The 20,899-nt window shown below is 41.0% G+C and carries 17 protein-coding genes; 1 reads left to right on the top strand and 16 read right to left on the bottom strand.

Annotated features, from left to right (window positions below; translation table 11 throughout):
- Window positions 1-9: 9 nt before the first annotated feature.
- From CBF29_RS08610 to dnaE, 8 genes are all read right to left on the bottom strand, one after another.
- Window positions 10-786 carry a ribonuclease HII gene (locus CBF29_RS08610; RefSeq protein WP_245987327.1) on the bottom strand — a complete coding sequence of 259 codons (777 nt, stop codon included), beginning with the start codon at window positions 784-786 and terminating at the stop codon, window positions 10-12.
- Window positions 770-1,639 (bottom strand): ribosome biogenesis GTPase YlqF, encoded by an 870-nt coding sequence (ylqF, locus tag CBF29_RS08605; protein WP_126809338.1) that lies wholly within the window; start codon window positions 1,637-1,639, stop codon window positions 770-772. Before ylqF ends, CBF29_RS08610 begins: the two co-directional genes overlap by 17 nt.
- A 227-nt stretch (window positions 1,640-1,866) precedes the next feature.
- Window positions 1,867-2,976 carry a C45 family autoproteolytic acyltransferase/hydrolase gene (locus CBF29_RS08600; RefSeq protein WP_126809337.1) on the bottom strand — a complete coding sequence of 370 codons (1,110 nt, stop codon included), beginning with the start codon at window positions 2,974-2,976 and terminating at the stop codon, window positions 1,867-1,869.
- A 385-nt stretch (window positions 2,977-3,361) separates the two neighbouring features.
- Window positions 3,362-3,913, bottom strand: a complete 552-nt coding sequence (gene lepB, locus CBF29_RS08595; RefSeq protein WP_281272914.1) for a signal peptidase I — start codon at window positions 3,911-3,913, stop codon at window positions 3,362-3,364.
- A 59-nt stretch (window positions 3,914-3,972) separates the two neighbouring features.
- Window positions 3,973-5,415 carry a S41 family peptidase gene (locus tag CBF29_RS08590; RefSeq protein WP_126809336.1) on the bottom strand — a complete coding sequence of 481 codons (1,443 nt, stop codon included), beginning with the start codon at window positions 5,413-5,415 and terminating at the stop codon, window positions 3,973-3,975.
- Between the two features lie 102 nt (window positions 5,416-5,517).
- Complete coding sequence (gene pyk, locus CBF29_RS08585) at window positions 5,518-7,278, bottom strand: pyruvate kinase (RefSeq protein WP_126809335.1); 1,761 nt, start codon at window positions 7,276-7,278, stop codon at window positions 5,518-5,520.
- A 146-nt stretch (window positions 7,279-7,424) separates the two neighbouring features.
- Window positions 7,425-8,387 carry a 6-phosphofructokinase gene (gene pfkA / locus CBF29_RS08580; RefSeq protein ID WP_126809334.1) on the bottom strand — a complete coding sequence of 321 codons (963 nt, stop codon included), beginning with the start codon at window positions 8,385-8,387 and terminating at the stop codon, window positions 7,425-7,427.
- A 154-nt stretch (window positions 8,388-8,541) separates the two neighbouring features.
- Window positions 8,542-11,886: a DNA polymerase III subunit alpha gene (dnaE, locus tag CBF29_RS08575; protein ID WP_126809333.1), complete on the bottom strand. Its 3,345-nt coding sequence runs from the start codon at window positions 11,884-11,886 to the stop codon at window positions 8,542-8,544.
- 173 nt (window positions 11,887-12,059) lie between these two features.
- Between dnaE and CBF29_RS08570 the strand changes: the two genes are divergently transcribed.
- A complete protein-coding gene (locus CBF29_RS08570; protein ID WP_126809332.1) occupies window positions 12,060-12,242 on the top strand; it encodes a YjzD family protein in 183 nt (60 codons plus the stop codon).
- A 306-nt stretch (window positions 12,243-12,548) separates the two neighbouring features.
- On the opposite strand, the gene CBF29_RS08565 is transcribed toward CBF29_RS08570, so the two are convergent.
- The 8 genes from CBF29_RS08565 to aroB all read right to left on the bottom strand — a co-directional run bounded on the left by CBF29_RS08565 (window position 12,549) and on the right by aroB (window position 20,899).
- Window positions 12,549-13,400 carry a DegV family protein gene (locus tag CBF29_RS08565; RefSeq protein ID WP_126809331.1) on the bottom strand — a complete coding sequence of 284 codons (852 nt, stop codon included), beginning with the start codon at window positions 13,398-13,400 and terminating at the stop codon, window positions 12,549-12,551.
- A gap of 74 nt (window positions 13,401-13,474) precedes the next feature.
- Window positions 13,475-14,488 carry an LCP family protein gene (locus tag CBF29_RS08560; RefSeq protein ID WP_126809330.1) on the bottom strand — a complete coding sequence of 338 codons (1,014 nt, stop codon included), beginning with the start codon at window positions 14,486-14,488 and terminating at the stop codon, window positions 13,475-13,477.
- A 93-nt stretch (window positions 14,489-14,581) separates the two neighbouring features.
- Complete coding sequence (gene pheA / locus CBF29_RS08555; RefSeq protein ID WP_126809329.1) at window positions 14,582-15,424, bottom strand: prephenate dehydratase; 843 nt, start codon at window positions 15,422-15,424, stop codon at window positions 14,582-14,584.
- The gene (locus CBF29_RS08550; RefSeq protein WP_126809328.1) at window positions 15,424-15,939 is read right to left on the bottom strand and encodes a shikimate kinase; all 516 of its coding nucleotides are present in this window, start codon (window positions 15,937-15,939) and stop codon (window positions 15,424-15,426) included. Before CBF29_RS08550 ends, pheA begins: the two co-directional genes overlap by 1 nt.
- A gap of 10 nt (window positions 15,940-15,949) precedes the next feature.
- A complete protein-coding gene (gene aroA / locus CBF29_RS08545; protein ID WP_126809327.1) occupies window positions 15,950-17,233 on the bottom strand; it encodes a 3-phosphoshikimate 1-carboxyvinyltransferase in 1,284 nt (427 codons plus the stop codon).
- 10 nt (window positions 17,234-17,243) lie between these two features.
- Entirely contained in the window at window positions 17,244-18,350 is a 1,107-nt protein-coding gene (locus CBF29_RS08540) for a prephenate dehydrogenase (RefSeq protein ID WP_126809326.1), read from the bottom strand.
- A gap of 29 nt (window positions 18,351-18,379) precedes the next feature.
- On the bottom strand, window positions 18,380-19,546 hold the full coding sequence (gene aroC / locus CBF29_RS08535; protein ID WP_126809325.1) for a chorismate synthase: 1,167 nt from the start codon (window positions 19,544-19,546) through the stop codon (window positions 18,380-18,382).
- Between the two features lie 291 nt (window positions 19,547-19,837).
- Window positions 19,838-20,899 carry a 3-dehydroquinate synthase gene (aroB, locus tag CBF29_RS08530; RefSeq protein ID WP_126809324.1) on the bottom strand — a complete coding sequence of 354 codons (1,062 nt, stop codon included), beginning with the start codon at window positions 20,897-20,899 and terminating at the stop codon, window positions 19,838-19,840.

The raw sequence follows: 20,899 nt of genomic DNA, 5'->3' as shown, positions 1-20,899 counted from the left end.
TCTTCAGGTTTATTGACTTTGTTGCAGCATCTCTTTCACAGGCGAAAAACTCTTGCGATGAATGGCTGTCACGCCATTGTCTGCTAACCCTGCCAAATGTTCCGCCGTGCCATAACCGGCATTTTTAGCGAAACCGTAGCCGGGAAATGTTTGATCGTAATCCGCCATCATCCGGTCTCTTGTGACTTTTGCCATCACACTGGCAGCCGCAATTGAAACACTTTTAGCGTCGCCTTTGATGAGACTTTTTTGAGGCAATGAACTATTTTTTACAGTCATAGCATCGATCAAGACAAAGTCAGGCTGAGGAGTCAACTTCTGTAAAGCTTGCTCCATCGCCAGCAAGGTCGCCTGATAAATATTCAGCCGGTCGATTGTTTCCGGTGAAACAACACCAATACCGATGGCAAGTGCTGTCTCTTGTATCTCTAAAAATAAACTTTCTCTTTTAGCTAAAGATAGTTGTTTCGAGTCATTTAAACCATCTAATGCGACATTTTCTGGCAATATGACCGCCGCAGCCACCACAGGACCCGCTAAAGGCCCCCGGCCCACTTCATCGATTCCGGCGATTAATTTATAACCTTTTTCTCTCAACTCATTTTCATAATGCCACATGCGTTGGTAACGTGCCTTTTCGGCTGCCAGCTTTTCCTGACGCCGATAGTACTGCTGAAGCAAGTGTTGTACGCCTTTGCGCTCATCGGCTGCCAACTCTTTCAGCTCTTGCTCGGTAACAACTGACTGATGAAGTTTCTCACGAATTTCTTTAATTGTCTGTCCCAAATTTTTCTGCCTCCCACTCTTCCGCACGGTCCAAAGTAAAAGGCCCCACCAGTCCATTTCTGATTTCTTGTACCAACATCTCACTGGCACGTTCATAATCCTCACGGAAACCTCTTTTTTTAGTGATCAGCATCAGCTGTTCTACTTTATCTAATTGTAATTCTTCTGCTGACAGCTGATATCTTTTGCCATATTGCTGCTGATAATAAGTATTAAAAAAATCAATCGCAAACAAGGCAATGTCATCTAAATGAAGCAATGTATCTTTAATCGCCCCTGTTAAGGCCAACTTTTTACCAATTAATTCATCCTCAAATTTAGGCCATAGGATGCCGGGTGTGTCCAGCAACTCCAGCTGATTTCCCACCTTGAGCCATTGCTGTCCTTTGGTTATTCCCGGACGATTACCTGTTTGCGCAACATTCTTTTTAACTAACCGATTCATCAGGGTAGATTTCCCCACATTGGGAATCCCTATAATCATCGCACGAATAGGCTGCTCCTTCATGCCTCGGGCCTTTTGCCGCTCCCGCTTTTCTTTCAGTATTTCTTGAGAAGCCGGGATGATTTGTTTGATTCCTGTACCTTTTTGAGAATTCAAACTCAATGCCGTGTACCCTTGTGTTGAAAAAAATGTCTGCCACTTTCTAGTTTGGACCGGGTCAGCCAAATCCGCTTTATTTAACAATATCAAGCGTGGTTTATGCTGGATGATTTCATCCAACATTGGATTGCGGCTAGAAATAGGCAACCTAGCATCAATTAACTCAAATACGATATCAACAAATTTTAATTTTTCTGTGACTTCACGACGGGCTTTCGCCATGTGCCCTGGAAACCATTGAATGGTCATATATGACTCTTCCTTCCCCTAAAACCACAGTACATCTCAGATAAATAAAGGTAACAATAGTTACTCACAAATCATCTAATAAATAGGGATGTACACTGTTTATTTCTACTTTGAATAGTATAGCATATTTTCTGCGATCTGCGATAACAGCCTTGTTTCAAGGAAATAAAAGTCCTTGCCCAAACGATGCTTTGCTTTTTAGAATGCTCCTGCCCTCTTTAAGATAATCATTCTTTCAGCCTAATCATGTTAAACATATCTTCAGGGGCAATCCCTTTTTCATAGGTTGCAACGTATGTTTCTTCTTCTTTGGAATCATTAAGCTCATAAGTTTTCCAACCATTTTTTTCAAGACCGCACCAGCAAATCTCAAGTTTTCTTTCCTTGGGATACAAAACCACTGTTTTGGTTGTACCGAAAAACTCATCATAATAGTTGCAATATAGACCTCGGGGAAATAAAGTAGTAAAAATCTTTTTGAGATCACTTAATGATTTCCTTCCCGAGACTTTCAGGTAATTTTCAAGCAGATGATACCTGATAAGTGAATTTTGTGCTGCATAAGGAAATTCACAAACTGTTTTAGGAAATGTGGGATGATTGGTAACATGGATAGAATAGTTTTCAGAAGAATTTTCAACAATCGAATAGTCTCTCACACCGTTGACTGTTTGATACAATAGCATATTATCTGTAGAGTCGATACAAACATAACTCACATTATCCCCTAAAGGCAGTTCACTTAGGAGCTCTTTTGCCTGACCCACAGTTTTACAGGTCTCAAGCAGTAAGCGGATAACTACCCAGAAACGTAAGCCTGATACTTTAGCTTTTTGAAAAATCCCGACTGGGGGACCACAAGCGGACATACTCACAGCTAATCCATGCTCGTTAACGCCGCTGTCCACACCAAAAGTCAGCATACTCGTTCCAATAAAATGATAGTTATCTTTACTTTTATAGTTGACAATCACGAAATCTTCCGTGCTTAAATCAAAATCATAATTCCGCACAAGGACTGAAGAGTCTGGATAATTAGTTGAATTTTTGATTGCCAGTTGACTGCATGAAGGAGAGATAAAACTGTAAGAAAGATAAAAGTTTTTTCTTGATTCTATTTCAAGTACATTACTGAAACCATTGATTTCTTCCAGCACATGGGGACAATACTTTGTGAATAAATCCATCGTCTTTGTAAGACTATCTGAATCGATTGCCATTTCCAAATTATCAAAAAAAGACGTCATTTTTAATTCATTCTTACACAACTTTTCACCAATAGACCTTCCTATATCGAAAGGCTCCCCCTCTCGAAGGCAATAGTTGACTTTCTCCATAACTTTCCCTCCTTAAATCGACCTTGCTTAACTATTATCCTAGTACCCTTGATACTTCTACTTATAAGACTGTCTTTCCTATTATTTCTTGGAAATTTTCGCTTATTGTGGACACACAGATTTCTCTTCACTATTAACGGTATTATACAATGTTTTTTTAACAAAATAAAAAAACTCACCTTCAGAGTTTTACAACTCTGATTAAAACACTTAATGACAGGTTGGGTTTCCAAATTTCATACCATTTTTTGACCAAAATCGTATGCGACAGCGTTATTTTATAGATCAAAATAAAAGGGTATCATCAGAAATAATAGCAGCCAAAAAAGAAGACTTATCTAAAGTCTTCTTTAACAGTTACTTTTTAATTTGATAAATCACATTCTTAAAAGATTTTAAAATGACGGAGAGGAAAATAAACCAACCGGGCTTTCCCGATAATCTGGTCAGAAGAAACCTCACCAAAAGATCGGCTATCCTTACTGATCCGCCGGTTATCTCCTAGAACAAAAAAGTGATCCTCAGAAATTTCTTTTTTGCCAAGCAATTCTTCTGTATCGAAATTCGTGGTGTACTGATTACTGTCACGTTTTATTTTTGCTTGTCCTAAAAAATCTTCTTCTGTTTTTTCTCCATTGATATAAAGTTCATCATCCTTATACTGGATATGATCCCCGGGCAAACCTATGACTCGTTTAACATAAATCAACCCATCCGTTGTTTGAAAAATAATAATATCAAAGCGGTGGATAGAAGAAAATTTCTCGTAGACGATATGGTCATCAGGATGAAGGGTTTTTTCCATAGAGTTTCCTTCTACACTCATGGGAATAAAGATAAAGCCGCGCAAGATAAACACAAAAATACCAGCCACTACCATTATTTTTAACCAATAGGCTAATGTTTCGATATGTTTTTCATTCACAGCAACATCCACACCCTTACCTTCACATTCTACTACTATTCTACCAAATATATCCCATCAGAAACAGTCATTTACTTCGCAATTTCCGTTAATGCACGTCTCATTTGTGCATCATTGGCTTTCAAATGCTCTACCAGTCTTATACCTAGTTGGTTAGCTGTTTGTTTATCCACGACTCCTGTCACAGACAATTTTTCTTTCTCTTGGAAAGCTTTGACACCTGCGACGGTCTCGTCTGTAAACTGATCTTGGGTTTCTGAAGAACTGTAACCTAAAGCGGCTAACATTTGATTGATTGATTCCACACTTTGACCGGAAGCGCCAAGCTGAAAGGAATTGGCTGTATCGATTGCCCTGACCTCATAGTAATCAGGATAGGCAACCTCAATACTTGGCGGCAAACCTTCTTCATTGAGCCAGTTTCCGTCTGGTGTCAGCCACTTGTTCGTTGTTAGTTTTAACTCTGTGTCTTCACTGAGTGATTTCACCACTTGCATCGTGCCCTTGCCAAAAGTTTGTTCACCTATGATTTCTGCACGATTATTTTCTTTCAACGCAGCAGCAAATATCTCTGAAGCACTGGCACTATTACGGTCGACTAAAACAATTGTTTTTTCCGTTATTTTATTGCCCTCATCAAGATCTTCTCCTGCAGTGATTTTCTCTGTCTTTCCTTCACCATCCTGAACTTGCAATATCACTTGGTCATCTTTCAAAAATCTGCTTGCCATCATAAGAACTTGGTCTAGAGAACCGCCAGGATTTCCTCTCAAATCAATGATAAAAGAGGTTGCTCCGGAACTTCTCAATTCTTCAATGCCCTTATTGAATTCTTTCCCTGTGTTTTGACTAAACGTTGAGACGTTCACTATGCCAACTGATTTATTTTCTGGGGAAATATCAACTGAAACTGAGTGGACAGGAACAGTATCACGAACTAGCGTCACATCAAAAACGTCTCCGCCCCGTTCAATCGTCAACGTGACCTCGGTGCCTTTTTCACCCCTAATTTTCTTGACTACGTCTGTCAATGCTTTGCCAGCAGTTTCCACGCCATCGACTTTCAAAATCACATCGTTTTCCTGCAGCCTTGCTCTTTCAGCAGGTGTCCCGGGAATCGGCGGTTCTGAAATCGTCGGCAGTTCATTTTTAAGGGACATTGTAGCTCCGATACCTTCAAAGGAACCGGTAATAACCTCATCTAATTCCTCTTTGTCAAGCCCTGTGTAGAAGCCTGAGTAGGGATCTCCGATGGCTGCGGTCATCCCGGCGATTGCTCCCTTAACCAACTCTTCTTCATCTACATCACCCAAATAATTAGCCAGAATCAAGTTAAATACTTCTTCGACAGAAGAAAGATTCCCATCCAGAGTTGCCTGACTTTCCTGAGCAGTTCTCGATGATAGGCCTTGAGTTTCTTTTAAAACCAAATAAGTTCCTGCGACTGCCAATAGTACACTGACGATAATCCCTGTCATAAGTTGGCTATAGGAAAATTTTTTATCATTCTTCAATCTATCACATTCTTTCTAATCAATCTCATAAAACATAGTTTAACACGTCATCTGAAAGAAAAAAAGAATAGAAGCCTAGAGCTTCTATTCTTTGTTGTTGACTTAAGCTGAAACAGAAGTTTCCCCGCGATAAACCATCCCTGTTTTTGGATCAAGGGTAATCAATGAGCCATCTTCAACGACTGAGGTAGCATCTTCAGCTCCCACGATTACCGGGATGCCTTTAGCGATTGCAACAACTGCCGCATGTGACGTCAATCCGCCTTCTTCAACGATTAAAGCACTGGCTAAGTCAATGGCAGGCATGTAGTCCTTATCAGTTGTTTTCACAACTAAGATACTGCCTTCAACCGCTTTTTCCACAGCTTCTGCTGCTGATTTTGCCACCACTGCATGGCTGACCACTGATTTATTTCCGATGCCTTGACCTGACAGCAATCTTGAACCAATCAGTTGAATCTTCATCAAGTTGGTTGTTCCGCTTTCTCCCACTGGGACACCTGCGGTAATCAGTATCAATTCTCCTTCTTTAGCAAAGCCTAATTCTTTAGCTAACTCTGCCGAGCGAGCGAACATCGCATCTGTTGAGTCCGGTTTTTCGCTGACTGCCGGGAAAACTCCCCAAGACAATGCCAAGCTGCGAGCTTTCTGTTCACTAAATGTCATCGCAATAATATGAGATTTAGGACGGTATTTGGCAATCATTTTTGCCGTGTAACCAGAACCTGTCGCCGCAACGATTGTTTTGATATTCAAATTACGGGCGGTGTGTCCTACTGACTGACCAATAGCCTCTGTAGTATCAGTTTTGCTGTAACGTTTCAAAGCAAAGGCGTCTTGATCCACAAGAGCATCCTCAGTCCGGACAGCAATCCGTGACATTGTTTGAACAGCTTCTATCGGATAGTCACCGGCAGCAGTTTCTCCAGACAACATGATTGCGTCAGTACCGTCAAAAATAGCATTGGCGACGTCACTTGCTTCTGCACGTGTCGGACGCGGATTTTGCTGCATAGAATCCAGCATCTGAGTGGCAGTGATAACAGGTTTTCCTAAGTCGTTACATTTCTTGATTAGTTCTTTTTGAACAACTGGTACATCTTCTGTCGGGATTTCTACACCAAGGTCTCCCCGAGCTACCATCAATCCAGCTGACACTTTCAAGATGCTGTCGATATTGTCAACACCCTCTTGATTTTCGATTTTGGAAATGATTTGAATATGGGTAGCTTTATTATTTTCTAGAATTTCAGCAATTTCTAACACATCGCTTGGACGTCGAACAAAACTTGCTGCGATAAAGTCTACATCTTGTTCAATACCAAAACGGATATCTGCTGCATCTTTTTCAGTGATTCCTGGCAAATTAACTGCTGCACCGGGAACGTTGACACCTTTTTTATTTTTCAGGACACCTTCATTTAAAACTTTTGTGATAATTTCTTGGTTGGCTTGGTCCAATTCAATTATTTCCAAATCGACCAATCCGTCATCCAGCAAGATATGGCCGCCAACTTCAACATCATTGATTAAATCAGGATAGCTGATAGAAAAACGTTCGCTATTTCCTAATACTTGTTTCATTGAAATGTGGATCACTTGTCCAGTGTGCAACTCTACTGCACCGTTTTCCATGTCATGGGTACGTATTTCCGGTCCTTTGGTATCCAGTAAGATGGCAACACGATGACCAGAAATTTTTGAAGCTTCACGAATATTTTTGATTCTGTTGCCGTGTTCTTCAAAGTCTCCGTGAGAGAAATTTAGACGGCAAACATTCATCCCAGCATTCATTAATTCTACAAGAGTTTCCACTGATTCACTGACAGGTCCGATCGTACATACAATTTTTGTCTTCTTCATTATTTACGCGCTCCTAATATTTTATTCATAAGTCCTGCTAGGAAATCTCACACTCAAGTAATCGAACCAAGCACGACTAGACGGTTAATTAAATTTATTCCATCCAACAGAAAGAGAAAATCATCCTTAAGCAAACTAAGTTTTATCTACAGTGAAATTTCATTATTCAAGCGATACAACTCTAAATCTGGCCGATGTTTTTTATTCTCCAATGTATCCACGATATCAGCTGCGACGATTTTATTATCCAAGATGCCGATACACAAACCGCCCTTGCCTTCTTTTAATAATTCCACAGCTCGCCAGCCAAATTTACTTGCCAACACTCGGTCACGTGCAGTCGGAGAACCGCCTCGAACCACATGGCCTAACACAGTGACTCGCGCATGGTAATTTCCATATTCTCTAAGTTTTTCAGCGAACTCATTACCACCCATGACACCCTCAGCTAAGATGATCAAGCAATGTTTTTTGCCGCGGTCGCGACCTTCTTGTATTTTTCCGGCAACAACTTTCATATCAAAATTATGCTCAGGAATAATGATGTCATCTGCTCCGCCTGCAACACCTGCCCATAAAGCAATGTCGCCAGCATCTCGTCCCATTACTTCAATGATAAAGGTACGCACATGAGACGTTGCAGTGTCACGAATTCTGTCTACTGCTTCTAAAACGGTATTAGTAGCTGTATCAAAACCTATCGTAAAATCAGTTCCCGGGATATCATTATCAATCGTTCCCGGCAAGCCGATAGCAGGGAAACCATGCTTCGTTAGAGCTAAAGCGCCATGATAAGAACCATCGCCGCCAATGACTACTAATCCTTCGATTCCAAATTTCTTTAACTGCTCAATTCCTTTAAGCTGCCCTTCTTCTGTAGCAAATTCCGGATATCTGGCAGAATACAGGAAAGTTCCCCCCCGCTGGATTTTATCGCCAACATCAGAAATATCTAGCCGTCTAATATCACCAGCCACCAAACCAGCATAACCATAATTAATGCCGTACACTTCCATCCCTTCAAAAATTGCTTTGCGGGTCACAGCTCGGATAGCCGCATTCATTCCTGGGGCATCTCCCCCACTGGTTAAAATTCCAATACGTTTCATTACTAATATTCACCTCAAATATTTATTCAACAATTTAATGTATTAATTACCAAAATTCCATTTCCTAAGTTATTTTACCATTTTTTTTAATAAAAGTCTTACAAAATCAAAGAAATAATGAAAATTAATGAAAAAAGTGGTCTTTTTCATCCTTTTATTGAAAAACAACATTCTCTTCTCCCAAAATCTGGCTAATAGTTTCCTGAGTAGCACTACTGTCTTGGACCCAAAAATTCTTGCCTAAAAAGATTTTTTTGGAAGTTTCTTCAACGAATATAATCACAGGGGTAATCCCCGGATATTTTCTGACTTTTTCTTTTATTTCCTTTAGTTTTAGTTCCGTCTCTTGGTCTTTAGGGATTTTTAAATAACAAATTCTTCTTCCTATTTCTTCTTCAAACTCTTTTGCGGGACGAAGTTCTTCTGCCAAAATCTGCAGCTCCTGATTGTAATTGCTTTGCACAAATTTTCCAGCGACCAAAAAGACTTGGTTTTCTCCTAGTTTTCTGAAAACCTCGCGAAACAACTCTGGAAATACAGTAATAGATATGTCGCTGGTTTCATCACTGCCTCGAAGAAAAGCCATCTGTTCTCCTCTTTTAGTTCGGATTTGACGAACTTCTTTGACGTAGACTAAACTGGTGATTTTTTTCCCTAATTCTCCTAAATTGATCGGTTTGACCCCTCTGACTATCTTCAATGTTTCATAATGATCCACTGGATGGCCGGAAAAATAAGTTCCCAGTAATTCTTCCTCATACGCAAGCTTTTCTTCCATTGTATAATCGGCGATTGCATCTTTTTTCAAGCTTAAAATTTCCAACAAATCCATGCTTCCGCCACTATACACAATATTTTTTATATTGCCGTCAAGGTCTGTCGCTAACTGCCGGCGATTAGGTTCCAGCTGGTCGAAGGCTCCGATTTTAATCAAAGGAGCAATCATATCCTCTTTCAACCAGCGATTATCAATCCGAATCAGAAAATTATCTAAACTTCTGTATGGACCATTCAACTCCCGTTCATCAATTAAATTGCGGATAAAGTCACGACGAATTCCCTTGAGTGAACTAAATCCGAATAGCAATTCGTCCTTTTTTAGAGTGAAACTGTATCCGCTTTTGTTGATATCCGGCCCTTTGATTGTCAAACCATACTTTTTGGCATCGCTGATATATTCTTTGATTTTTTTCAAGTTATGTCTGACAGAATGGAGTAAGGAAGCAAAAAACGGGGCAGGATAGTGAACCTTCAAATAGGCCATCTGATAGCCCACAAAAGAATAGGCCATGGCATGAGAACGATTGAAACCATAATTCGCGAAGCGTTCAATGTATTGGTACACTTCCTCTGCCACTTGGTGACTATACCCTTGAGCCACCGACCCTTCAATAAAGTTTTGTTTCTGCTCATCAATAGTCGATTTTACTTTCTTACTGATTGCCCGCTGTAAAATATCTGCCTGTCCCAACGTAAAACCAGCCATCTTTGCTGCTACTTGCATGATTTGTTCCTGATAAACGATAATTCCATAAGTAACGTCCAGAATATCTTTCAAACTTTCATGGGGATAGTCGATAGGGACTTCTTTGTTCTTCCGCTTGACAAACAAATCGATATTTTGCATCGGTCCCGGGCGATACAACGCATTGACCGCCGCAATATCTTCAATCGACTCAGGTGCCACCCGACGCAAAACGTTTCGAATGCCGTTTGACTCAAACTGAAATACCCCTATCGTTTGTCCTCTTTTAAATAAATCTAATGTTTCAGAATCATCCATCGGAATATCCCGATGGCTTAATTTTTTCCCAGTCAACTGACGAATTTTACGCAACGTATCATCAATGATTGATAAATTCCGCAAGCCTAAAAAGTCCATCTTTAATAAGCCAACAGCTTCCACATCTCCCATGGCAAACTGAGTCAGAGGAATATTATTCGTTCCCTCCTGCAAAGGCACCACATCTGTCAGTATATGATCACTGATGACGACCCCTGCGGCATGAGTGGACACATGTCTAGGCAGACCTTCCAGCTTTAAAGCCAAATCAAAAATCAACTGGTTACGTTCAGATTGACCCACCAGATGCTGCAATTTTTTGGATTGCTCATAAGCTTCAGATAAAGTTATTTTCAGCACGTTAGGTATAGCATTAGACCACAAATTCGCTTCACTTTGGGAAAGCCCGAAGACTCGGCAAACGTCTCTAAGAACCATCTTCGCCGCCATCGTCCCAAAGGTCGCGATTTGCGCCATGTGATGATGCCCATATTTTTCAAAGACATAGTGCAAGACTTCGTCACGCCGATTATCAGGGATATCCAAATCAATATCGGGCATGGAATTGCGTTCGATATTTAAAAACCGTTCAAATAATAAATTATATTTTATCGGGTCTACATCTGTGATAGATAACACGTATGAAACAAGGGAGCCTGCTGCAGAGCCACGTCCTGCACCGGTCACAATGTTTTGTTCAGCAGTAAAACGCATCACGTCCCAAATAATCAAAAAATAATCGTCAAATCCCATTTGATGAATTACGGACAATTCCTTTTCTAAACGCTCGTTATACCGTTCATCTAAGTTTTTAACCCGTTCAGGCAAGAAGTCGAAACACAGTTTTCTTAAATACGTTGCAGAAGTCTGCCCTTCCGGCGTATCATAATGGGGCAACAAGGTTTGGGAAAAGTTCATTTCAAACTGGCACAAGTCTGCCATATGGTTGCTGTTTTCAAATGCCTCATCCAAGCCAAGCTGATGGCAAAGTTCACGGTATCTGTCAGCTTCAGGCAAATAAAAAGAACCTGTCTTCTGGTCCTCCAGATTCTCCAGTTTTGTTCCTTCTTCGATATGAGCCAAAACCTCAATGGAAAAATGATCACTGGGATGAAGATAACGGACATGATTTAAAACAGTTACCGGCACTTCTGCAGACGCATAAAGGTCTACAAGAGCCCCTCGTATTTCGGGGGCTTGCTGGGTGGATACTCCGCCGTACAGACACCCCTCATCTGTAATTTCTTTCATCTTCTCAAGCCACTGGATAGCCGCTTCTTCTTGAGAGCGGGTTAAATAATAGTTTATCTGTGAGGACTCTCCGGGAATACTCACGAGAATATCAGACAGCCACGGGGAAAAATCTTCCAGTGTAAAATTATTTTTATCAGAGTTTTCCATTTTAGCTGTCGAAATTTTCAACAAATTTCGGTAGCCAATATCATTTTTAGCATGGAGAACCAAACTAAAAACTTTTTGGTCAATGTCTGGTACTGTATATTCAATCGTCAAACCGATTAAAGGATGAATCTCTTGACGCTGACATTCTTTATAAAATTCCACAACGCCATACATGACATTGATATCAGCAATCCCCAAAGCAGTATACCCTGTTTGTTTAGCTTGACTGACTAATTCAGGTATCCGGTTGGTACTCTTTAATAAAGAATAGGCTGTGATCAGTTGTAGTTGACTAGCCGCTGCCACTATAGTCATCCTCTCTCTTATGTAATCTTTCAACATCATTTTTACTATTAACAGTATAACATGAATCCTCAGGAGAATTCCAAAACCGAATCTCTTTGAAAAAACTTATTTCCATCATGACCCATATCTTTTAAATTTGGTTTTCTTGTGCTAGAATATGTAGGGAGAAAGAGGTGCTGTTCATGAAATATCTTGTTGTTTTGTTCTGGTCGTTATTGATGGGACAAATGGTTGCTTATCTTGGAGCCGCTTTGAGTCATACTGGTTATAGTCCGCTGACTGCTTTTATCGGCTCATTAGTGCTGGCAGTGGTCGTTTTCATCATAGGGAAAATAGCACCGCCTAACAAGAAAAAAGAAGTTTAAGCAGCCGCCAATCAACTGAACACATGATTATCAACAAAAGCCGGGTGAAAGAGATGGTTATTGGAACACATCTGATTCATCCGGCTTTTTTGTTTTTCACTGCTAAAATTTACAACTCTATATTTTATTGAACTAATGACGCGAAAAATAATTTATCTATCCTTCCCCCCAGAAAAAAATCATTTTGGGACCTTTTTATTTAAATCGGCGTTCGTCAAATTTCATAATTTCTGCCAAAATAAAAAACAAAGAGGAAATAATTGTCCTCCTTGCTCAAATCAATCAACAAATTGATGATAATAGCTTTTATTGCGGGCTCCAAGCAAATGCGACAGTCTTTTCTCCCACGTGGGTTCCAACGACTGGTCCCAACGTGCCGACTTCCACCTTGATACCCGGAATTTTTTCTTCCAGCTTTAATTTTTCTAACTCTGCTATTGGAGCGTTGTTCGCATGAATAATAAAATATTTGAAATCCATTTTACTTTTTTTATGATGTTTGACTACCATGTCTTCTGAACGAGCATAAGCTTTCTTTGAAGAACGTATTTTTTCAGAAAGTACAATGGCTCCGTCATCAAATTTCAAGATCGGCTTGATTTTCAACAAGCTTCCAATCACTGCAGCACCATTTTTTAGTCGGCCCCCCCGCACTAAATGATTTAAATCATCAACAATCAGATAGGCACGGGTATGTTCCCGAATCAATTCCAGCTTCGTTAAAATTTCATCAATGTCAGCCTTCTGATCCAACATGTTCAATGTTGTAGCAACCATGTGACCCATCGGCATACTTGTGATTTTTGAATCAAAAGCAACCACTTCGATTTCTTCAATTCCAGGTGCCATGGAGATCAAATTGGTAACAAATCCGGAAATCCCTGAAGACAAGTGAATACAGATAACTCTTTCGTAACCTTTTTCGGCAAGATTTTTATATAATTCTAACACCTCGCCAATAGATGGCTGAGAAGTCGTAGGTAATTCCTTGCTTTTTTTAAGCAGCTGATAAAATTCTGCTTCGTCTTCCACATCCACCCCTTCACTGTATATCTTCCCATCTAAAATGACAGGTATCGAAATCATGAACAAGTCTGGATGGTTTCTCAAATTATCAGAGATAAACGCTGTGCTGTCGGTGACAACTGCTGTTTTCATAATTAACCTCCCTTCAGAAGTATCTCCAATAAACTATATCATAATTTAGGAATCTCTTAAACCTTTGAAAAAATTTATTTTAAGAATCCTGCAATGGCTTGCTGATTCATTGAAAGGTCAATTTCCAGCACACTTCCAGCTTCTGCGTAATTCCCAAAAGACCATGAGTCTGCAATAGGAATTGACATTTTTTCTAGAGGCTGTGTACGCTTAAAAGCAAAATCTTTCAAAATCCCCGGATAAATCCTGGCAGGAATATTCGTCGATGTATAGCCTTGGACTTTTCCCACAGTTTTAGGCAAATTCAGTAAATTCTTAAAGGACAATCCTTGTGAAACCAGTTCATTCATCACCTGCTGTTGACGACGTACCCGGCCAAAGTCCCCTTCTTCATCTTTTCTAAAACGTGCATAAATCAGTGTCTCGGCACCGTTCAACTTTTGCGGACCAGCTGCCAGTGTCACCCCATCTAATTCCAAATCTTTTTCCACATTCATTTCAATTCCTGAAGGACTTAGGGTATCGATTATTTTTGGAAAAGAGTCAAAACTAATAACCGCATAATATTCGATAGACAGGCCAAAATTATTTTGAATAGTTTGTCTGACCAGTTCAGGTCCTCCATAAGCATAAGCAGCATTGATTTTATTCCAGCCGACACCGGGAATTTCTACAAAACTGTCACGCATAAAAGAGATGATCTGCGGTGTTTTTGAACGCTTGCTATAGTGAGCAACCATGATCGAATCTGCCCGACCCATATCCTCACCGCGAGAGTCGCTTCCAAGAATCAAGACATTCAATCCGCCATCCTGACTTTTTTCACCTTGAAAGCCATCGATTTCCTGCTGATGGACTGATGTGTCATCCTTTGCTTCACGATAGCCTTTACGATATTCATACAAAGTAAAAGCAGCCGCACAAATCACTAAAAGCAATAAGAATTTTGCCAGTGTTTGGACGATACTGCCGTTTCTTTTTTTCGGAGCCTTTGGGGGACTCGGAGGACTTTTCTTCACTTTTTTTTCTTTGATATATTTTTCCGGTTGCTTTTCTTGACTCCCGTGATAGCGTTCCATTCTTGACATTTTGTCACCTCATCATTGAAAATTTACTTCTAGCATATCTTATACTATCAGAAAAGAACAGTCTATCACATAGTCTTTAATGTTTTTTTAAGTTCACTTAATGATTTTTATCGGGTAAGCTCCCAGCTCTTTGATTCGCCCATTTAGCAGATGAATCTCTTCAAAAGCCAACTCGATCAAAGAAATAGGACAGTCAATGACGATATCCAACAAGAAAAAGTAAAATCCCAGCTGAGTTTTCAACGGTCTGGACTCAATCTTGGATAAATTGATATTGCGCCAGCTAAATGCCGCCAACGACTGATGGAGTGTGCCGGGATGATCGGAAGTCAGTGTCAGACACACACTCATTTTTTTTAGATCCTTCTGGCTGGTGAGATTTTTTTTCTTTGATACGACCCAAAAGCGTGTTTGATTATCCGGGCTGTCCTCGATCTCTCGGGCAATAATACTTAACCCAAAAAGTTCTGCTGCCTGTTCCGAACAAATCGCTGCAACAGCTTCTTTCTGTCCGTGTAAAGCAACATATTGTGCTGATTTAGCAGTGGATTCAACGACTGTTTGGGGGATTTTTTTATGGTGTTCGTGTAAATAACGTTTCGTTTGGGAAAGTGCTTGAGGATGAGAATAAATGCCAGTCAAATGCGTGCTTTGCGCGGCCATCTCCGGATGGACGGCTAAGCAATGATGGATTGGCATCACCATTTCTTTTTCCACGTACAAACTTCCCTGATGATATAAAAAATCCAATGTGTCATGAACCGTTCCCTCATAAGAATTTTCTATGGGAACCACTGCTTTTGTCAACTGTCCGCTCTCCACTGCTTCCAAACAATCAAAAATTGTATGAAATGCCTGAAGATCTTTTTGTCTAAAATTAGCTGCGGCTACACCATAGCTAAACGATCCCTCTGGTCCTAAGTACCCAACCTTCATCAATTCAGGCTCCTTTCTCTAGCAGTGATAATTTTTTCTATAATTTCTGACATACTCAATGCTTCTGTATCCACAATGATATCTGCTGCTTCACGATAAAGCTTTTGACGCATGTTATATAGCTGATAAAGTTCCTCAGGCGTTTTTTCCTCTGCAAGGGGGCGGACATTTGCTTTGTCCGAGTTTATACGCTGATAGATGGTTTCAAAATCACCTGTCAACCAGCAGACGCAAGGATGGGCCGCCAGTTGCTGTCTGTTCGCTTCATTCATCACGATTCCTCCGCCTGTGGCAATCACTGCGTTCTGATGGAGAAGGTCAGCCAGATGTTCTGACTCTTTTTTACGAAAAGCTGTTTCTCCATACCGATCAAAAAAATCTGCGATACTCATTTTCTCCTTGGAGACAAAGAAATCATCACAATCAATAAAAGGCACCTTTAGTTCAGAGGCTAGTCTTTGGCCGACTGTTGTCTTGCCGCTTCCCATAAAGCCTATCAATACGATACTTTTCATTTTCTCCACCTTACTTCTGTATTAACTCATGCAAATCTTCAAAAAAATTAGGATAAGACACAGCTACCGCTTCTGCCTCGGTCAAATCAACATTTCCTTCACGAACTATCAGTGCGGCAATCGCCAGCATCATACCCATTCGATGGTCGCCGTAACTCGTTACTTCACTGGCTGTCAATGTTTGTTCTCCCTCGATAATCAACCCATCTTCGGTCGCAAGAACCTTTGCGCCCATCTTTTGCAGTTCGCTTGCCGTAGCATCAATACGGTTAGTTTCTTTGACTTTTAATTCTTCCGCATCTTTAATTATCGTCTTGCCTTTAGCTTGGGTAGCCAGTAATGCAATGACCGGCAGTTCGTCAATCAATCTAGGAATCAAATCCCCACCGATTTCCGTACCTCTCAACTCACTGGTTTCCACGATGACCGTACCGCTTTTGTTGACAGTGTCTTCGTCTGTAATGATAATTTTACCATTCATCTGCCGAATCACATCGATAATCCCTGTGCGGCTTTCGCTCAATCCCACATTTTTTAATACGATGCGACTGTTGGGGACAATCAATCCAGCAACCATGAAAAAAGCCGCCGAAGAAATATCGCCCGGAACATTCACTTGCTGCCCTTTTAATTTTTGAGGGCCTTCAAGAGTAATGGTTTTGCCTTCAGTGAGAATTTTTCCGCCGAATGCTTCGATCATGTCTTCTGTGTGGTCTCGAGTTTTTTCTTTTTCGATTACCGTTGTGGTTCCTTTGGCTTGTAAACCAGCCAGTAAAATGGCAGATTTGACTTGGGCACTGGCTACAGGCATTTTATACGTCATTCCTCTTAAATTTGGTTGCCCCACAATCGTCAAAGGAGGAAATTCACTGCCCTCGTGTCCAGTGATTTTGGCTCCCATTTCTCGCAAAGGCAGCATCACCCGATTCATCGGACGACGTGAAATAGATTCATCACCAGTCAAAACAGTGGTGAAATCCGTACCGGCCAAAAGACCTGTACACAATCGAATAGTCGTTCCGGAATTACCGATATCAATTGGTTCCTCAGCGGATTGAAGCGCCTCAAATCCTCTCCCGTGAACAACGATTTCCTCTCCCTCTTCTTCAATAGCAACACCTAATTTTTGAAACATTTTCAATGTCCCCAAACAATCTTCTGATTTTAGAAAATGTTTGATACGTGTCTCTCCTTGGGCAATGGCACCAAACATGATACTGCGGTGGGAGATTGATTTATCTCCCGGTACCATGACTTCACCAGTTAATCCCTTTATATTTGTTGTTAATCTCATACTAAACTCCTCACATTGTGTAACACTCATATTGACGAGTATTTTCCAGCATTTGTTTTGCCAATGCCAAATCTTTTTTACTTTTTAACGTCAATTGAAGTGTCCCCATGATTCCTTCGCGGTTTTCGATAATTTTAAGATTGATCAGTGAAATATTTTCTTTTGCTAAAATATTTGTGACATCGGCAATTGAGCCCGGGTGATCGGGCACCGTGACAAACAAATCATGGAAAGCAGGGATAGCCCCTTCCTTAAATACAGGCAGCCGATTGCGGATTTCCCTTCCTTTAGCAAAAAAATCAAAGATTGCCTCTTGATCTGAATCTTTCAACCATTCAGCCACTTGTGCCACTTCTTCTTGCCACTCTTCTAAACGATGTAATAAAATCCTTCGATTAGAGAGAATGATATCTGTCCACATGGTTGGGTCGGATGCAGCGATTCTCGTCATATCACGAAATCCCCCTGCCGCCAACTGATTGGTTTCCGGGAATTTTTCCGAAAAAACCTCATTTTGATGGACAAGGGCAGATGAGATGATGTGGGGAAGATGACTAACCATGCCAGTAATCTCATCATGTGTTCCTGCATCCATCTCAACAAATTTGGCTCTTGTCCCTTTCAACAGGTCTTTCAGAAAAGCCAACTGTTCGTCAGAAGAAGATTTACTGCGAGTGAAAATATAATAAGCATTTTCAAATAAATCCGGATCTGCTGCAATGAAACCAGATTTATGAGAACCAGCCATGGGATGTCCTCCAAGATAAACGGCATTTTCTGGTAAGACTTTTTCCGCATGGGCAGAAATTTCTAGCTTAGTACTTCCCACATCGGTAATTATCAGCGGTTTTTTCAAATTCAAAGAGCTGATTTTATTCAAGAATTCAATCGTTGCCCTAACTGGTGTACATAAAAACACAACGTCTGACTGAATGACCGCTTCAGAAAAGTCATCTTTTTTTTCATCAATTGCTTTTTTTTGCAATGCCAGAGTCAAAGAATCCTCATTAGTATCCATACCAATGATTTTTACCTCGGGATGTGCCTGACGGATAGCTAACGCGATCGATCCTCCAATCAGCCCCATACCGACGATCAATACTTTTTCTCTTTTCATGACTAGATATTCCTTCCTTCTATCAACTATCAGAACATACGTGCATAATTGCGGTAATCAGCCACATCAGCCTTGAGTCGCTCAAATGAATCCCCATCAAATTTATTGAGAAGCTCTTTGGCTACTTCAGTTGCCACCACACCCTCGGCCACCACGCAAGCCGCCGGAACAGCACAACTGTCCGAACGCTCGATACTGGCTTTGTATTCTTTTTTCGTATCGATATCCACACTCATCAACGGTTTATACAATGTCGGAATAGGTTTCATGACTCCGCGGACGACGATTGGCATTCCGTTGGTCATGCCTCCTTCAAAACCGCCAAGATTGTTTTGAGTTCGAGTGTAGCCCAGCTCCTCGCTCCAAATAATCTCATCCATCACTACACTGCCGGGCAATCTGGCAGCTTCAAACCCTACGCCAAACTCTACGCCTTTGAAAGCATTGATACTTGCCACTGCTTGTGCGATTTTTCCATCCAGCTTATTATCCCACTGAGTGTAGCTTCCTAAACCGACCGGAACACCGCCAACGATGACTTCTACGATGCCGCCCACGGTATTGCCGTTTAATTTAGCTTCATCAATGACCCGTTTCATCTCTTCCTCAACTTTTGGATCTAAGCAACGAACTTCTGATTTTTCCGCTTTCTCATGAATCTCTTTGACGGTCAGTTTGCTTGGTAATGTTCCTCGAATCCCGCCAATTTCAATTACATGTCCTGCAACGTCAATATCCAGTTCTTGAAGTAACTTCTTAGCAACGGCTCCGATTGCCACACGCATGGTAGTTTCTCTAGCTGAGGAGCGTTCCAGCACGTTTCTTAAATCATCAAACCCATATTTTATACCGCCCACTAAATCCGCATGTCCGGGACGGGGTTTTGACACTCGTCGTTTTAATTTTTCTTTCTCAGAGACTGGTTCTGGCGACATGACCGACTGCCAGTTTTTCCAGTCCTTGTTTTCCACCACTAATGTGACTGGCGAACCCAAAGTTTCCCCATGACGGACACCTGATGTGATTCGTACCTGATCTTTTTCAATCAGCATCCGACCCCCTCGTCCGTATCCTTTTTGTCTTCTTTCCAATTCTTGATTGATGTCTTCTGCGGTTAATGGCAGTCCCGCCGGCAATCCTTCAATAATTGCCGTCAATTCTGGTCCATGTGATTCACCTGCTGTAAAAAATCTCATTCATTTTCCCCTATTCTATATTTTTTTCAAAAGATATAAGTGCCCTTTTGTTATTTAAACTCTGTTCTTCTCCGGTCAGAGAGTAGCCTAGTTAGTTGTAAAAAGAAATTAGATATTCCTACTGTTTGAAAGTGTCCAAAAAATGTTTGGCTTTACAAATATCTTTCTACCATCGTCTTACTTTTTGTACAAGGCCAAAAAACAATCTTTTTGCAGTTGACGATACGCCCCTGCTTATTCTAACGTGATAAATTTTTAAATAATCTTCATGTCATCACACTTTGAGGATGTCTATTCCAAAAAATCTTCTACTTCAACTAACGGCAATGTCACTATTTTTGCTTCTCCTATTTCTTCCAATAAAATCAACTTGATTTGACTGCCCCTAGTTTTTTTATCGTGGGTAATTGCTTGAAACACTGCTTCCGGTCGCCAATCCGCCAGTGTCACAGGTAAATCAAATTTCTTTAACATATCTGTCAGCTGTTCTGTAGTCCCCTTAGGCATCATTCCCTTTTGTTCCGCTGCCTGACTGATTCTGATCATCCCCAGGGAAACAGCTTCACCATGGGTAACTACCCCATAGCCATAAGTATTTTCTATGCCATGACCGATAGTATGACCAAAATTCAGAATAAGCCGGATACCATGGTCCAATTCATCTTCTTCGACCACATTTTTTTTCACGACACAACAGGCATGAATGACGGCAACAGCCTCCGCCAAAAGTTCACGACTGTTATTTAATCCAGCCAGCTTATCCCAAAGCTTTTTATCAGCGATGGCTGCGGATTTGACGATTTCAGCAATTCCTTCGCTGATTCGACGGTCATCTAACGTGTTTAATGTTTCCACATCAATAAGAACGCCATCTGGCTGGGCGAACGTACCTACCAGATTTTTAGCCTGACGGGTATTGACGGCTGTTTTTCCGCCAATACTGCTGTCGACTTGAGCCAGCAGCGTGGTAGGTATTTGGACGAAGTGAAGACCTCTCATATATGTCGAGGCCACAAAGGCTCCTAAATCACCTACGACGCCCCCGCCTAATACAACCACACCATCTGAACGGGTCATTCCTTTTTTTGCAAGTTCTTCATAGAGCCATTCTGCATTTGCTAAACTTTTACTTGCTTCCCCGGGCTCCACAGCGAGTAAGCTGACTTCAAATCCTGCTTCAGTTAATTTTTCATGGACGAGATTGCCATATAAAGAAGCCACTGTTTTATCAGAAATGATTACCACTTTCTGAGGCTCCCACAAATCACTCAACCACGGCCCCACATCTTTTAAATTTCCACGTTCAATCCACAAGTCGTATGCTCGATTTGGCAGGTTTACTGTCAATTTCAT

This window comes from Vagococcus elongatus, from assembly GCF_003987645.1.
GTDB lineage: Bacteria > Bacillota > Bacilli > Lactobacillales > Vagococcaceae > Vagococcus_A > Vagococcus_A elongatus.
This window is presented reverse-complemented; position numbering and strand designations above follow the sequence as displayed.

Excerpts from the sequence above, each read along its gene's own strand:
- CBF29_RS08600 (WP_126809337.1), bottom strand. The coding sequence starts at position 2,976 with ATGGAGAAAGTCAACTATTGCCTTCGAGAGGGGGAGCCTTTCGATATA.
- aroC (WP_126809325.1), bottom strand. The coding sequence starts at position 19,546 with ATGAGATTTTTTACAGCAGGTGAATCACATGGACCAGAATTGACGGCA.
- CBF29_RS08570 (WP_126809332.1), top strand. The coding sequence starts at position 12,060 with ATGAAATATCTTGTTGTTTTGTTCTGGTCGTTATTGATGGGACAAATG.
- CBF29_RS08540 (WP_126809326.1), bottom strand. The coding sequence starts at position 18,350 with ATGAAAAGAGAAAAAGTATTGATCGTCGGTATGGGGCTGATTGGAGGA.
- CBF29_RS08565 (WP_126809331.1), bottom strand. The coding sequence starts at position 13,400 with ATGAAAACAGCAGTTGTCACCGACAGCACAGCGTTTATCTCTGATAAT.
- ylqF (WP_126809338.1), bottom strand. The coding sequence starts at position 1,639 with ATGACCATTCAATGGTTTCCAGGGCACATGGCGAAAGCCCGTCGTGAA.
- dnaE (WP_126809333.1), bottom strand. The coding sequence starts at position 11,886 with ATGACTATAGTGGCAGCGGCTAGTCAACTACAACTGATCACAGCCTAT.
- aroA (WP_126809327.1), bottom strand. The coding sequence starts at position 17,233 with ATGAGATTAACAACAAATATAAAGGGATTAACTGGTGAAGTCATGGTA.
- pfkA (WP_126809334.1), bottom strand. The coding sequence starts at position 8,387 with ATGAAACGTATTGGAATTTTAACCAGTGGGGGAGATGCCCCAGGAATG.
- aroB (WP_126809324.1), bottom strand. The coding sequence starts at position 20,899 with ATGAAATTGACAGTAAACCTGCCAAATCGAGCATACGACTTGTGGATT.
- CBF29_RS08560 (WP_126809330.1), bottom strand. The coding sequence starts at position 14,488 with ATGTCAAGAATGGAACGCTATCACGGGAGTCAAGAAAAGCAACCGGAA.
- pyk (WP_126809335.1), bottom strand. The coding sequence starts at position 7,278 with ATGAAGAAGACAAAAATTGTATGTACGATCGGACCTGTCAGTGAATCA.
- pheA (WP_126809329.1), bottom strand. The coding sequence starts at position 15,424 with ATGAAGGTTGGGTACTTAGGACCAGAGGGATCGTTTAGCTATGGTGTA.
- CBF29_RS08550 (WP_126809328.1), bottom strand. The coding sequence starts at position 15,939 with ATGAAAAGTATCGTATTGATAGGCTTTATGGGAAGCGGCAAGACAACA.